This window comes from Pseudomonas sp. H3_E07, assembly GCF_054668895.1.
In genome coordinates this window covers 3,878,946-3,894,669 of sequence record NZ_CP162795.1, presented here as the reverse complement: position 1 = coordinate 3,894,669, position 15,724 = coordinate 3,878,946, and the positions used below count along the sequence as shown (strand labels likewise).

General features: G+C 58.4%; 9 protein-coding genes. 6 read left to right on the top strand and 3 right to left on the bottom strand.

Going from position 1 to position 15,724, the window contains the following annotated elements:
• Window position 1: 1 nt before the first annotated feature.
• From nagA to nagE, 4 genes are read left to right on the top strand one after another with little or no spacing between them, the layout of a single operon-like run.
• Window positions 2-1,108 carry an N-acetylglucosamine-6-phosphate deacetylase gene (gene nagA / locus AB4O08_RS17810; protein WP_010207962.1) on the top strand — a complete coding sequence of 369 codons (1,107 nt, stop codon included), beginning with the start codon at window positions 2-4 and terminating at the stop codon, window positions 1,106-1,108.
• On the top strand, window positions 1,089-2,111 hold the full coding sequence (locus AB4O08_RS17805) for an SIS domain-containing protein (RefSeq protein ID WP_029529045.1): 1,023 nt from the start codon (window positions 1,089-1,091) through the stop codon (window positions 2,109-2,111). Before nagA ends, AB4O08_RS17805 begins: the two co-directional genes overlap by 20 nt.
• Before the next feature lie 29 nt (window positions 2,112-2,140).
• A complete protein-coding gene (gene ptsP / locus AB4O08_RS17800; protein WP_460114869.1) occupies window positions 2,141-4,651 on the top strand; it encodes a phosphoenolpyruvate--protein phosphotransferase in 2,511 nt (836 codons plus the stop codon).
• Between the two features lie 27 nt (window positions 4,652-4,678).
• Window positions 4,679-6,385, top strand: coding sequence for an N-acetylglucosamine-specific PTS transporter subunit IIBC (nagE, locus tag AB4O08_RS17795; protein ID WP_047542933.1), 1,707 nt, complete (start codon window positions 4,679-4,681; stop codon window positions 6,383-6,385).
• A 131-nt stretch (window positions 6,386-6,516) separates the two neighbouring features.
• On the opposite strand, the gene AB4O08_RS17790 is transcribed toward nagE, so the two are convergent.
• Entirely contained in the window at window positions 6,517-6,780 is a 264-nt protein-coding gene (locus AB4O08_RS17790; RefSeq protein ID WP_047542930.1) for a DUF6124 family protein, read from the bottom strand.
• A gap of 996 nt (window positions 6,781-7,776) precedes the next feature.
• Between AB4O08_RS17790 and AB4O08_RS17785 the strand changes: the two genes are divergently transcribed.
• Together AB4O08_RS17785 and AB4O08_RS17780 are read left to right on the top strand one after the other, a co-directional pair.
• Window positions 7,777-8,799, top strand: coding sequence for an AAA family ATPase (locus AB4O08_RS17785; protein ID WP_047542925.1), 1,023 nt, complete (start codon window positions 7,777-7,779; stop codon window positions 8,797-8,799).
• Window positions 8,800-8,842: 43 nt separating this feature from the next.
• Complete coding sequence (locus AB4O08_RS17780) at window positions 8,843-11,353, top strand: S8 family peptidase (protein WP_082001425.1); 2,511 nt, start codon at window positions 8,843-8,845, stop codon at window positions 11,351-11,353.
• 89 nt (window positions 11,354-11,442) lie between these two features.
• Here the strand turns inward: AB4O08_RS17780 and AB4O08_RS17775 are convergent, their stop codons facing one another.
• Both AB4O08_RS17775 and purL read right to left on the bottom strand, forming a co-directional pair.
• A complete protein-coding gene (locus AB4O08_RS17775) occupies window positions 11,443-11,754 on the bottom strand; it encodes a YqfO family protein (RefSeq protein ID WP_010207954.1) in 312 nt (103 codons plus the stop codon).
• A gap of 4 nt (window positions 11,755-11,758) precedes the next feature.
• Window positions 11,759-15,655, bottom strand: a complete 3,897-nt coding sequence (gene purL, locus AB4O08_RS17770) for a phosphoribosylformylglycinamidine synthase (RefSeq protein WP_045791655.1) — start codon at window positions 15,653-15,655, stop codon at window positions 11,759-11,761.
• Window positions 15,656-15,724: the final 69 nt, after the last annotated feature.

Genomic DNA, 15,724 nt, shown 5'->3' with positions numbered 1-15,724 from the left:
CATGTCCGAAGACAACATCCTCACGCCCGACGGCTGGATTCGCGGCCGCCTGGTGCACGAGCACGGTAAGGTGATTGCGATTGAAGGCACACCGTGCGACCCGGCTGAAAACGACTTGCCCTACCTGCTGCCGGGCTTTATCGACCTGCACGTGCATGGCGGTGGCGGCGCAGACATCATGGAAGGCGGCGCGGCTTTCGAAACCATCACCCGCACCCACGTGCGCTTTGGCACCACGTCGTTGCTGGCCACCACCATGACCGCACCGGTGGAGGAAATCTCCCGCGTGCTCGGTCAGCTCGGCACGTTCTGCGAGCGGCGCCCTGCAGGCAGCGCCCGTGTACTCGGCGTACACCTGGAAGGGCCCTACATCAATCCCGGAAAACTCGGCGCCCAACCTAACTTCGCCCACACCGCACTGATGGCCGAAGTCGAAGCCTACCTGCGCCTGGCACCGATCCGCGTGATCACCATCGCGCCGGAGATCGCCGGCCATGACGGTCTGATCCGCGCCCTCAGCGAACGCGGCGTGCGCATGCAGATCGGCCACACCCTGGGCAGCTACGAAGAAGGCGTCGCCGCCCTCGCCGCCGGCGCCACCAGCTTTACCCATTTGTATAACGCGATGAGCCCGTTGCATCACCGCGAACCGGGCATCGTCGGCGCCGCCCTGGCTCATGCCAAATTTGCCGAACTGATCCCGGATCTGCTCCACGTTCACCCCGGTGCCATGCGTGTGGCCCTGCGCTCGATCCCGTGCCTGTACTGCGTCACCGACTCCACTGCCGCCGCCGGCATGCCCGACGGCGAATACAAGCTGGGCAGCCACACCGTGACCAAATGCCTGGGCGGCGTACGCCTGGCCGACGGCACCCTGGCCGGCAGCACCCTGACCATGGACCAGGCGCTGCGCAACCTGGTGAAAATCGGCCTGCCCATCAGCGAAGCCTCACAACGCCTGTCGCAATTTCCTGCGGACTACCTGGGCCTGGAAGAACGCGGCCGCCTGCAACCCGGCAGCTTTGCCGACTGCGTGCGCTTGGACCGCTCCCTGACACTCACCGACGTAATGGTCGAAGGAGAAACCATTGACTTCAAAAATGCTTGAAGAGGCCCTGGCCTCCTGCGACGCCGTCGCCGCTCAACTGCAACGCCTGGACCCGCTGCTGGAAGAAGTCGCCGGCCGCCTGCGCCGCCAGCCGCCGCAAGTGGCGATGACCATCGCCCGTGGCAGCTCGGACCACGCCGCGAGTTACTTCGCCTACCTGGCCATGCAGCATGTAGGCATTCCGGTGGCGTCGTTGCCGATGTCGGTGGTGACCTTGTTGCAAGCGCCGATGAAAGTCAGCGGCCAAGTCGCGTTTGGCTTCTCCCAGTCGGGCCAGAGCCCGGACCTGGTCAACAGCCTGCGCCTGCTGCGCAAGCGCGGTGCCCTGAGCATTTCGCTGGTCAACGCCGAAGACTCGCCGCTGGAAGCCGCCTGCGAATTCCATGTGCCGCTGTGCGCCGGGCCGGAACAGAGCGTGGCCGCCACCAAAAGCTTTATCGCCACCCTCAGCGCCAGCGCGCAGTTGATCGGCCACTGGAATCAGGAAACCGAGTTGCTGCAAGCGTGCCGCGCCCTGCCCGATGACCTGCGTGCCGCTGCCAAGCAGGATTGGACGGTTGCCATCGAGGCCCTGCGCGACTGCCAGCAACTGATGGTCATCGGCCGTGGCGCCGGTTTTGCCATTGCCCAGGAAGCCGCACTCAAGCTCAAGGAAACCTCGGCGATCCAGGCCGAAGCCTTCAGCAGCGCCGAAGTGCGTCACGGCCCGATGGCCCTGATTGGCGACAACTACCCCCTGCTGGTCTTCGCCCCGCGCGGCGCCGAGCAAGCCGGCCTGCTGAGCCTGGCCGCCGACATGCGTCAACGCGGCGCCCGCGTGCTGCTCGCCGCACCGGATGATATCGCCGAGCGCGACCTGACCCTGAGCCGCGCCGAACACCCGACCCTGGACCCGATCCTGGCGATTCAGAGTTTCTACATCATGGCTGCAGGCCTGGCGGTCGCTCGGGGCATGGACCCTGACCAGCCGCGCCACCTGAGCAAAGTTACCCGCACTCACTGAGTGGCGTTTTCCTGATGAGTACCGTGCCCATGTCCTACAACAATAATGAATTGACCCTCAGCGCACCGTTAAGCGGGCCAGTGCTGACCCTGGGCAACGTTCCCGACGAAGTGTTCGCCAGCGGCGCGATGGGCGATGGTATTGCTATCGACCCCTTGAACGATTGCCTGTACGCGCCCTGTGACGGCGTGATCATCCATGTCGCGCGTACCGGGCACGCCCTGACGATTCGCGCCGAGAACGGTGCCGAGGTGCTGATGCATGTGGGCATCGACACGGTGGAACTGAATGGCGAAGGCTTTGCCTTGCTGGTCAAGGACGGCGCACGGGTGAGCAAGGGCCAGGCGTTGGTGCAGTTTGACCTGGACCGCATTGCGCGTCAGTGCAAGAGCCTGGTCAGCCTGATCATCCTGACCAATGGCGAGCGCTTTGAATTGCGTGCGGTGGCCGGGCAAAAGGTCAAGGTCGGCGAGCCGTTGTTGCAGGTCGTGGCGCGTTCGGCGGCAGCGGTTCAAACCGCTGTGGATAACTCGGAAGCTGACGTCAGCGCCAGCGTACGCATCACGCATCGTGGCGGTTTGCACGCGCGTCCGGCGGCGTTGATTCGCAAGACCGCCCAGGACTTCAGCAGCCAGGCACAGCTGCATTTCGGTGATAAATCGGCGTCCTGTGACAGCCTGATCGGCCTGATGGGCCTGGGTATTGGCGAAGGGGACGAAGTACGCGTGACCTGTCGCGGCAAAGACGCCGAAGCCGCATTGCAGGCATTGGTCGCGGCGTTGTCAGCCGTCATCAAGGAAGAACACCACGTCCCTGTCGTTGCCCCCCCACGCCGAGCGCATACCGAAGCCGGCGTGCTGCAAGGTGTGTGTGCTGCGCCGGGCCTGGTCTGCGGGCCGTTGTTCCGCCTGACCGGCATCGAATTGCCGGCAGACGTCGGCAACCACTCTGCCGACGAACAGCTGCAACACCTGGACACCGCCCTGGAGCAAGTACGCAGCGAAATTCGCAGTACTCTGGCGCATGCCCGCCAGCGCAAGAACGTCGAGGAAGAGGACATCTTCGCCGCCCACCTCGCTCTGTTGGAAGACCCGAATCTGCTGGAAGCCGCGACCCGTTCAATTGAACAAGGCAGCGCAGCCACCCATGCCTGGCGCGATGCAATCCAGGCGCAATGCGCGGTGTTGCTGGCCCTGGGCAAACCGTTGTTTGCCGAACGTGCCAACGATCTGCGGGATTTGCAGCAACGCGTATTGCGCGCGCTGCTCGGTGAAGCCTGGCATTTCGAATTGCCCGCCGGATCGATTGTCAGCGCCCATGAACTGACCCCGTCTGACCTGCTGCAACTGAGTGCGCAACACGCCGTCGGCATTTGCATGGCCGAAGGCGGCGCCACATCCCACGTGGCGATTCTGGCCCGCGGTAAAGGCTTGCCCTGTGTGGTGGCGTTGGGCGCCGAAGTTCTCGACGTGCCCCAAGGCCAACGCGTGGTACTCGACGCCGTCAACGGCCGTCTGGAATTGGAGCCCACCGAAGCGCGTCACGCCGAAGTGCACCAGATTCGCGACGCGCAGAAACTGCGGCGCCAGCAGCAACAGGCCCAAGCCCAGGAGCCGGCGCGCACAACGGATGGCGTGAGTATCGAGGTCGCCGCGAATGTCGCCTCCAGCGCCGAAGCCCAGGTGGCGTTTGAAAACGGTGCCGATGGGGTCGGCCTGCTGCGCACCGAGTTTCTCTTCGTCGACCGCCGCACCGCACCGGATGAGCACGAACAACGTCACGCCTACCAAGCCGTGCTGGATGCCATGGGCGACAAGTCAGTGATCATCCGCACCATCGACGTGGGCGGCGACAAGCAACTCGACTACCTGTCGCTGCCGGTCGAGGCCAACCCGGTGCTGGGCCTGCGCGGTATCCGCATGGCCCAGGTTCGCCCGGAGCTGCTAGACCAGCAACTGCGCGCACTGCTGCAAGTGTCTCCACTGGAGCGTTGCCGCATCCTATTGCCGATGGTCAGCGAAGTGGATGAGCTGCTGCAGATCCGCCAGCGCCTGGATGAGCTGTGCGTGGAGTTGGAGCTGACCCAGCGCCCCGAACTGGGGGTGATGATCGAAGTGCCCGCCGCTGCGCTGATGGCCGAACACTTGGCCAAGCATGCGGACTTCCTGTCCATCGGCACCAATGACCTGTCCCAGTACACCTTGGCCATGGACCGTGACCACGCCGGCCTCGCCGCTCGGGTCGATGCCCTGCACCCGGCGCTGCTGCGGCTGATCGCCCAGACCTGTGCAGGCGCGGCGAAACACGGGCGTTGGGTCGGCGTATGTGGCGCCCTCGCCTCCGACCCGTTGGCTACGCCGGTACTGGTGGGACTGGGGGTCAGCGAGCTGTCGGTGAGCCCGCCGCAGATCGCAGAAATCAAGGACCGCGTCCGCCACCTGGACGCGGCGCAATGCCGGCAACTGAGCCAAGGCCTGCTCGACCTGAGCAATGCCAAGGCCGTTCGCCAAGCCTGTCAACACCACTGGCCGCTGAGCTGACAACAACAAGAAAAAAGGAGTCTCGCCATGTACCAACATTTCATCGAAGGCCTGCAACGCCTGGGCCGTGCACTGATGCTGCCGATCGCGATCCTGCCGATCGCCGGCCTCCTGCTGCGCCTGGGCGACACCGATCTTTTGAACATCGCGGTGATGCACGACGCGGGGCAGGCGATCTTCGCCAACCTGGCGCTGATCTTCGCCATCGGCATCGCGGTGGGTTTTGCCCGTGACAACAACGGCACGGCCGGTTTGGCCGGTGCGATTGGTTACCTGGTGATGGTCTCCACGCTCAAGGTCATGGACACGTCCATCAACATGGGGATGCTCGCCGGTATCGCCAGCGGCCTGATGGCGGGTGGGCTGTACAACCGCTTCAAGGACATCAAGCTGCCGGAGTATCTGGCGTTCTTTGGCGGGCGACGGTTTGTGCCGATTGTCACCGGCTTTTCGGCAGTTGGGCTGGGCGTGATCTTTGGTTTGATCTGGCCGCCGATCCAGCACGGCATCAATAGCTTTGGCGTGTTGCTGATGGAAAGCGGCAGCCTGGGCGCCTTTGTGTTTGGCGTGTTCAACCGCCTGCTGATCGTTACCGGGCTGCACCATATCCTCAACAATATGGCCTGGTTTGTATTCGGCAGCTTCACAGACCCAGTGACCGGCGCGGTAGTGACCGGCGACCTGACCCGCTACTTCGCCGGCGACCCCAAAGGCGGCCAATTCATGACCGGCATGTTCCCGGTGATGCTGTTCGGCCTGCCCGCCGCGTGCCTGGCGATGTACCGCAACGCCTTGCCCGAGCGCCGTAAAGTGATGGGCGGGATTTTCCTGTCCATGGCGTTGACCTCGTTCTTGACCGGGGTGACCGAGCCGATTGAATTTGCGTTCATGTTCCTCGCACCGTTCCTGTACCTGATCCACGCGGTGCTGACGGGCCTGTCGATGGCAGTCACCAATATGTTGAATATCCACCTCGGGTTTACCTTCTCCGGTGGGTTTATCGACATGGTGCTGGGTTGGGGCAAGTCCACCAATGGCTGGCTGGTATTCCCGGTCGGCCTGGCCTATGCGCTGATCTACTACAGCGTGTTCAACTACTGCATCCGTCGTTTCAACCTGAAGACACCGGGCCGGGAAGATACCCAGGTGGTGCAGGCTGAAGCGATGAGTGATAACCAGCGGGCCACGGCTTACATTCAGGCGCTGGGTGGTGCGCAGAATCTGCTGAGCGTCGGCGCCTGCACCACGCGCCTACGGTTGGACATGGTTGATCGTAACAAAGCGGTGGATGCGGAGCTGAAAGCGCTGGGTGCCATGGCAGTCGTTCGACCAGGTAACGGCGGCAGCTTGCAGGTGGTGGTCGGGCCGATGGCGGACAGTATTGCTGATGAGATTCGCTTGGCGATGCCAGGGTTTGTTGCAGCAGCGCCTGTAGTGGTTGCGCCTGTGGAAAAGCCAGTTGCAGTGAATGTTCAGGAGGCCGAGAAATGGCTGAATGCGCTGGGTGGCCGAGAGAATGTGCGCCAGCTGGAAGCGGTGGCGATGACCCGGTTGCGGGTGGAGTTGGGAGATGATTCGGGGTTGTCTGAAGCTGATCTCACCGCACTGGGTTGCCAAGGTGTGAGCCAGCTGGAAAGCGGTGTTTGGCACTTGTTGGTTGGTGACAAGGCCTCTGGCTTGGGTGAGGCGTTGGAGCGGTTGGTCAGTGGCCGTGAGGTCGGCGCCAGGGTTTAGAGAGGTAGTGACTGTTCTGGCCTCATCGGGAGCAAGTCGAATCGTCGCACCACCCCTCCCACATTTTGAATTGTGAATACCTTCAAATGTGGGAGGGGGCTTGCTCCCGATTGGCCCTCACAGGCGCCTGATCACTTCTGCTCAGGCACCTCAACTAAATCCAGCACCCGATCCACCATCAACTGGATGCCCTCAACCATCCGATGAATCCCCAGCACGGCATCACGCTGGGGGCCATCGACATCAAAAGCCAGATTACCCGCCAGTGCCTGTACGGATGCCAGGTCTTGGGAAGCATTGGCGAGCAGGGTTTCGCTGTTCAGGTTGGTTAGGACGGTGAAGATTTGGTCGGTGGGCTGGGAATCAGATGGGGGATTGGGGCTGTCTTTGATCATGGTAAAACTCCTGAAAAATAGGAGCTGCCAGCATCACTTGCAGATGATGGGTGGCAGCTGTGCGGGGGCCTGCAAGACCGAGTCAGAAGCACCTCAGCAGACCCAAAGGTCTCCCGCGCACAGCCACCAGAAAACGATGACCATGAAAAGCGCCACGATTATAGCGGCGCTTCCGAGCTTCTAACACTATTTCGGCGGGCTTGCAGTCCCGGTCACTGAATTGGCAGCGACTCGAGAAGGTTAATTGTGCGAGTTCCGACAGACAACCTGAAAGGCTTGTCGGAAATCTCCGAGAGCTGTAGACATCGCTGACAGCAAAAACCCGGCTAAGCCGGACTCCCCCGATAGCTGTCGATACCTAGGCAGCCGCCGCCCGCTGTTCGGCTGCGTAGTAGCGGGTCTGAAACGGCATTAAGGTCTGAACCTTCAAACCCAGTCCCTCACTCAACCCCCAGGACATTGCCAGTTCGTCACGCCGACTACGCAACGCAACAGAACCTTGTGGTTTCACCTACTGCTTGGACGCTGAAAACAGTTCAAGCGCCTTCAACGCTTCCTTTACCCGACTATCTGTCGCACACGAAAAGCACGTGAATCGCTCAAGCAAATAGCCTGCTCGACGCACTTCCAATTCACTGGAGTACCCTTTCAGAAATATTTTCACTGCACCCACAAGATTCTCGTCGGAGTACCACACCGCTTTCGCCGCACTGATCAGGGCAATGTCGTCCGCATGGTCCAGGGGCTTTTTGACCAAAACCCTCAAGGCGGAGTGAAGGCAGGGAGAGCTATTGAGAAACTTCGCCATTGCCTTTCTCGACTTTAAGATGAGGCAACGAGACTATTGAACTGATTTCCTAACCGCAATCCCGCCATTTAGTCGGAAGACTCGGGAACGATCGCAATCGGACGACCGTGGGTAGGCCAGATTTGATTGATGGACTAGAATGCCAACCAGAACCAGTAGCCCATCGTCCAGACAGGGAAGGCGCTCCAATGGCTACGGCCCAACAAATCATTGCTCTGCTAAGCAGCCATAATCAAGGTGACGAGGAGCAATTCCTATCTATCGCTCTACAGGTTGCTGCTGCAGAGGCGCGCCGTGGACGAAAAGACGTCGCGGACGAGTTGAAAACACTTGTTGATACGGCTCGAAAGCGCAGCCCCGCTAAGGCTGCTCAGTCATTGCAAAACCAGAAGGTAGCGATTCCTATCTCCAAACCGAGGGGAGATCTGGAAAACTTACTGTCAGTAGCTTATCCCAAAGCACAAATTCAGGATTTGATTCTGGATGATCCGAAACGAGCACGCCTCGACCGGCTTATACACCAGCAGCGTCAACGGGACAAACTTCGAAGTCACGGCTTAGTCCCTAGTTCAAAACTACTGCTAGTTGGGCCTCCGGGCTCAGGTAAAACGCTTACTGCATCCGTTTTAGCGGGAGAGTTACGTTTACCATTGTTCACTATCAGATTAGAGTCGGTAATCACCCGATTCATGGGTGAAACCGCGTCAAAGCTTCGGTTGATCTTCGATCATATTGCAACAGTGCGTGCCGTTTACTTATTTGACGAATTTGATGCAATCGGCGGTCGTCGAAATGCTGATAACGATGTTGGAGAGATGCGCAGAGTACTAAACTCTTTTCTACAGTTTCTAGAAGAGTCAAATAGCACTGATAGTTTAGTATTAGCCACAACCAATCACCCAGAGCTACTCGACAAAGCTCTATTTCGTAGATTTGATGACATTATCGAGTATGCGCTACCCAATTCAGATGGTGTTAAAGCAGTTCTCGAAATGCGTATGCACGCTTTTCTACCAAAAAGAATATCATGGACAAAAATCGCATCCGCTGCAGCGGGGCTCAGTCAGGCTGAGTTAAGCCAAGCGGCAGCAGAAGTCATTAAAGATTTGGTTCTTCATGACGCTAAAAATGCGTCTACCGAACAAATATCGAACGCACTACAACAACGCCACACACTTAAGAATACTTTGTCAGGCTTGAGCTCTAGCTAGCAGAAGTAAGCGAGCAGAGCCATGGATTTATGGAAAATTCCAAATGGCGTCGTACGAGCTTCCGCATTTCCGATTTGAAAAATTCCAAAGTGGTCGTCCTTATCAGCGCCCACAGAAAGATATGAGTGGCCTATCTTCAGAGCGCGGGGAGGGTCATGGGAGCCGTCTCAGGGAAAAATTCGAATTAGCAATAACTGCGTTTTCTGGGCAGAACGGGTATTTCAGTTCCGAGATTTGTGAGGGCTCGCCTGGATTGTACCTTGAAGTTTTCTTTGAGTCGGGTAGCGTACCTTCAGACCTTAATTGGAAAACTCAAAACATTAGACTTTCCGCGCTAAGAGTTTCCGAAGATGGCGGCGCCATAGGTGCCTTATACGTCCCAATAGATGCAGTTGATTTCCTAGGTGAAAAACTAAGAGAATATGCAGAGGAAAAGACACCTAAAGGAAACGCAAAAAACGATAGCAAATTCTCATCAGTAAACGAATTTACCCTTGGAAATCTTGAAACTTTATGGACAGACTCGCGCCCCTTTCCAGCCGGGCTTTCTAAACAATTGTGGTGGGAGTGCTGGTGCATCCCTACAAGAGTCGACCAGTTGCGTCGCATCTGCCAAATTCTCAAATTACGCGTAAGTGAAAACCATCTCAGCTTTCCAGACACAGAAGTACTACTTATTTACGCAAACACATTAGAGATGTCACTTCTTACAAATAACTCTGATGGAGTTGAGGAGCTTAGAAGAGCTACTGACAACCCATATTTTTTTACTCGATTACCTCCCAAAGATAAATTTCATTGGACCTCCGATCTCTCAGAACGCATTAAACCTCCAGCAGCTAACAGTCCTTCTGTCTGCATTCTCGATAACGGAGTAAATCACGCACATCCTCTTTTACAACCAGCGATCTCACTTGAAGATTGTCAGTCTGTTAATCTTGACTGGGGCAGCGATGATCACCATGGTCATGGAACCAACATGGCAGGAGCGGTGCTATTTGGGGATCTGACTTACTCGCTTGCGGACCAGAGAAGCATTGACCTAAACGCAAAGATCGAGTCTGTTAAGTTTCTACCTCCACGAGGGTGGGAGCGAAATAGTCCCTCAAGCTACGGAGTGATTACCCAGTCCGCAGTAAGCCTTGCTGAAACCAGAGCACCGACACGGAATCGCGTTTACTGTATGGCAGTATCCAACGAGCATGTTTCAGGTATAAGGCCTACTACATGGAGCTCTTCAATCGACCAAATTTGCTCCGGTTCTATGGTTGGCGATTTTGATGATGATGGAGAATTGGGACCTAGGCGTCTGTTCATTCTCTCGGCAGGAAACATTCCTGACTCTTCAAATCCTGAGGATGTATCAGACCTATACGAATTTCCAATTGAAGATCCCGCGCAAGCTTGGAATGCTTTGGCTGTAGGCGGATTCACAGACAAGGTAGATTTGCAAAGCCAACCCGGATATGAAGATTGGCACCCAGTAGCTAACGTTGGCGACCACAGCCCATATAGCCGTGCCTCAATTGACTGGGAGCACTCCAAAACGCCAATCAAACCGGAAGTAGTTTTTGAAGCGGGAAACAAAGCTATAAGTCCAGATGGACGACAAATAATTTCAGGCATACCTTCCTTATCTATCCTTACTACAGGAAAGGATTTTACTAATAATCCTGTAGAAGAGTTTTGGGCGACTAGCTCAGCTACTGCCCAAGCAGCGGGTCTGGCTGCTGCCATAATGGCCCATCATCCAAAACTCTGGCCGGAGACTATACGAGCGCTAATTATTCACAGCGCTCAATGGACTCCTGTAATGCTTAGCCGACTGAAGGGAAAGAGCAAAAAGGATCGAGTGTTACTCGCCAGGCACTTTGGATACGGCGTTCCACAATTGCAACGCGCCCTTGCCTCTGCGCAAAATGATCTAGCACTAATTTCCGAAACATATATACAACCTTTTATCAGGGATTGTGATGATAATGGTCGAGAAAAGGGTGAGCCACACTTTAACGAAGTCCATTATTACGATCTTCCCTGGCCAAGGGCTGAACTGGAGCGTTTAGAGAATAATGAGGTTCAGCTTAAAATTACATTATCTTACTTTGTAGAGCCGAGCCCAGGAGAGATGGCGCAAGTTGTTCCTGCCAGATATCAATCGTTCGGGCTACGATTCGACTTAAAAAGAAAATCTGAAACCGAGGCAGCCTTCAGGCACCGCATAAATAAGCTGGAGCGCCTAGAGAAAAATCCTCCGCCTGCCGAATCAGACAATAATTGGACCTTTGGTTCAAAACATGTCGCTGCTGGATCGATACATAGCGACGTTTGGACTGGCCCGGCTATTGATTTAGCCGCACGAGACAAAATTGCTATATTTCCCGTAGCTGGCTGGTGGCGTTATAGACCTCATTTAGGGAGGTGTAACAGTCGTAGTCGCTATAGCCTTGTAGTTTCGATTTCATCAACTGAAGAAGACGTACAACTATATACAGAGATTGCCAATCTAATATCCCTCTCCGTCGAACCAGAGGTATCTATTAGTACGGACCAGTAAAAAATCTCACAAAATGAGGCATCTAGAAGCAACAAAAAACCCGCCGGCCAAACTGGCCCAGCGGGTTTCTTGTTTATGCAGCGAGCGAATTAAAAATCCGCCAACTGCCACACCTCATACGCCGGTGTCTCATACGGATGGCTAAGCTTGAGTGCAGCCACGACAGCCACGATCAACTCATCCGCCACCACCAGCTCAACCTTCCACTCTTCAACCCCTTCAACCTGGCCCACCTGCCCGATAAACGGCTGACTGCCGTCCAACGCGCGAAATTGGCCCTGACCCAGCACTTGCCAGGCGCAGCTGTCATAGTTGCCGATGCGCCCGCCGCCAGCGGCGAAGACGGCGGTTTTCACCGTCTCCACATGGCTGTCGGGCACGAAGAAGCTGAGCTTGTACACGGCCTTAGTTCACCCAGACGCGGGCGTTGCGGAACATGCGCATCCAGGCGCCGTCTTCGTTCCACTCTTCCGGACGCCACGAGTTCTGCACAGCGCGGAATACACGCTCCGGGTGCGGCATCATGATGGTCACGCGACCGTCGCGGCTGGTAAGGCCGGTGATCCCGCGCGGCGAGCCGTTCGGGTTGGCCGGGTAGGTCTCAGTGACCTTGCCGTGGTTGTCGACGAAGCGCAGGGCCACGGTGCCGGACAAGTCAGCTTCGAGCAGTGCTTCTTCGCTGGCGAACTCGGCATGGCCTTCGCCGTGGGCGATGGCGATTGGCATGCGCGAACCGGCCATGCCTTGCAGGAAGATCGAGTTGGACTCCTGCACCTGCACCATGGCGACACGGGCTTCGAACTGCTCGGACCGGTTGCGCACAAAGTGCGGCCAGAACTCGCTGCCCGGGATCAGTTCGCTGAGGTTGGACATCATCTGGCAACCGTTGCACACACCCAGGGTGAAGCTGTCGTTGCGCTCGAAGAAGCCCTGGAACGCGTCGCGGGCACGGCTGTTGAACAGGGCCGACTTGGCCCAGCCTTCGCCGGCACCCAGCACGTCGCCGTAGGAGAAACCACCGCAGGCCACCAGGCCTTTGAACGCATTGAGGTCAACGCGACCGGCGAGGATGTCGCTCATGTGCACGTCGATCGCATTGAAGCCGGCACGGTCGAACGCGGCCGCCATTTCCACCTGGCCGTTGACGCCCTGCTCACGCAGTACGGCAACCTGTGGACGAATGCCTTTCTTGATGTAAGGCGCGGCGATGTCCTGATTGACGTCGAAGCTGAGCTTGGTGCTCAGGCCCGGGTTGTCTTCTTCCAGGATCACGTCGAATTCCTGCTCGGCGCAGTCGGCGTTATCACGCAGGCGTTGGATCTGGTAGCTGGTCTCGGCCCACTGGCGTTGCAGCAAGCGGCGCTGGCCGGCAAACACGGTGTCGCCATTGAACGAGATGTTGATCTCGCCGTTGTTGATCGGCTGGCCGATCACCGCCACGCAGTCGTCCAGGCCAGCGGCGCTGAATTGGGCGAGTACGTCCGGGGTAGCGTCCTGGCGAACCTGGATCACGGCGCCCAACTCTTCGTTGAACAGGATACCGTTGATTTCGGAGGCATCCTCGGCAACGCTGTCGAGCACGATGTTCAGGCCGCAGTGACCGGCGAAGGCCATCTCGACAACGCTGGTCAGCAAGCCGCCATCGGAACGGTCGTGGTAAGCCAACAGGTGACCGTCGGCATTCAGGCCCTGGATCACGGCGAAGAAGGCTTTCAGGTCTTCGGCGTCATCGACGTCCGGTGCCTGCTTGCCGAGCTTGCCATGGGTCTGTGCCAGGATCGACGCGCCCATGCGGTTCTGGCCACGGCCCAGGTCGATCAGGATCAGATCGGTGGTGCCCTTGTCCATGCGCAATTGCGGGGTCAGGGTCTGACGGATGTCGGTGACCGGTGCGAAACCGGTGACGATCAGCGACAGCGGCGAAGTGACCGTCTTGTCGACGCCGTCTTCGTTCCAACGGGTGGCCATGGACATGGAGTCCTTGCCCACCGGAATGGTGATACCCAGCTCAGGGCACAGCTCCATGCCGACAGCCTTGACGGTGTCGTAGAGGCGCGCGTCTTCACCCGGGTGACCGGCAGCGGACATCCAGTTGGCCGACAGTTTGATGTCGGACAATTTACCGATGCGCGAAGCCGCGATGTTGGTGAGGGTTTCACCAATGGCCATGCGGCCCGACGCCGGAGCGTCGAGCAGGGCCAGCGGCGTACGCTCGCCCATGGCCATGGCTTCACCGGTGTAAACGTCGAAGCTGGTGGCGGTGACGGCAACGTCTGCCACCGGAACCTGCCAAGGGCCAACCATTTGGTCACGGGCCACCAGGCCGGTGATGGTGCGGTCGCCGATGGTGATCAGGAAGCTTTTGCTCGCCACAGCCGGGTGGTGCAGCACGCGTTCGATGCTGTCGGCCAGTTCCAGTTGGCTTGGGTCGAAATCATCGCCCAGCTCGGCTTCACGAACCGCGGAGCGGTGCATGCGCGGGGCTTTGCCCAGCAGCACTTCGAGCGGCATGTCCACTGGGCTGTTGCCGAAGTGGCTATCCGTCACAGTCAGCTGCGGCTCGGCAGTGGCTTCGCCAACCACGGCGAACGGGCAGCGCTCGCGCTCGCAGATGGCCTGGAAGCGCGCGAAGTCTTCTGCACCAACCGCCAGAACGTAACGCTCCTGGGATTCGTTGCTCCAGATTTCGTGCGGGGCCATGCCCGGCTCGTCGTTTGGAATGTTGCGCAGTTCGAAACGGCCACCCCGGTCGCCATCGTTGACCAGTTCCGGGAAGGCGTTGGACAAACCACCGGCACCGACGTCGTGGATGAAGCTGATCGGGTTCTTGTCACCCAACTGCCAGCAACGGTCGATGACTTCCTGGCAGCGGCGTTCCATTTCTGGGTTTTCGCGCTGTACGGAAGCGAAGTCCAGGTCCGCCGAGCTGGTACCCGTGGCCATGGAGGAAGCCGCGCCGCCGCCCAGGCCGATCAGCATCGCCGGGCCGCCGAGGACGATCAGCTTGGAGCCGACCAGGATCTCGCCTTTCTTGACGTGTTCTTCACGGATGTTGCCCATGCCGCCAGCCAACATGATTGGCTTGTGGTAACCGCGCACTTCATCGCCACGTGGGGTGGTGATCGATTGTTCGAAGGTACGGAAATAACCCGTCAGGGCAGGACGGCCGAATTCGTTGTTGAACGCAGCACCGCCCAGCGGGCCTTCGATCATGATGTCCAGCGCGGTGACGATGCGCTCGGGCTTGCCGTACGGCACTTCCCATGGCTGTTCGAAGCCTGGGATCTGCAGGTTGGACACGGTGAAACCGGTCAGGCCAGCTTTCGGCTTGGCGCCACGGCCGGTGGCACCTTCGTCGCGGATCTCGCCGCCGGAACCGGTGGCTGCACCCGGGAACGGAGCAATTGCGGTCGGGTGGTTGTGGGTTTCAACCTTCATGAGGATATGCACCGGCTCCTGCACCGCGCCGTATTGGCGGGTCTCAGGGTCCGGGAAGAAACGGCCGGCGACGGAGCCGACGATCACCGAAGCGTTGTCCTTATAAGCCGACAGAACGCCTTCGCTGTGCATCACGTAGGTGTTCTTGATCATGCCGAACAGGCTTTTTTCCTGGCTTTCGCCGTCGATGTCCCAACTGGCGTTGAAGATCTTGTGACGGCAGTGCTCGGAGTTGGCCTGGGCGAACATCATCAGTTCGATGTCGTGTGGGTTGCGCTTCAAGCCGTTGAAGGCGTTGACCAGGTAGTCGATCTCGTCTTCGGCCAGGGCCAGGCCCAGCTCGGTGTTGGCCTTCTCGAGGGCGGCGCGGCCACCGCCAAGCACGTCAATCGCGGTCAGCGGCTTGGGCTCGGCGTGGCTGAACAGACCGCCAGCCTGTTCCAGCTGGCTGACGATGATCTGGGTCATGCGGTCGTGCAGGCTGCTGGCGATCAGCTCGGCTTCGGCATCGCTGAATTGGCCGGCGACGTAGAAAGCGATACCCCGCTCCAGGCGCTGGATTTTCTCCAGGCCGCAGTTGCGGGCGATGTCGCTGGCCTTGCTCGACCAGGGCGAGATGGTGCCGAACCGCGGCAGAACCAGGAACAAGCGGCCGTTAGGCTCTTGAACCGGAACGCTTGGGCCGTACTTCAGAAGGCGTGCCAGCACTTGCTGTTCGTCGGCGGTCAATACGCCGGTAACGTCGGCGAAGTGAGCAAATTCAGCGTACAGGCCTGTAACAGCTGGAACCTTTTGGCTCAGTTGCTCAAGGAGTTTGCTGTGGCGAAAGGCAGAAAGGGCAGGAGCGCCGCGCAGGATCAACATCTTCGGGACAGCCTCGGGAAGGGGGTGTGCTTTGAGGCCGTGCATTCTAGCGTAAACCGCCGCCAACGG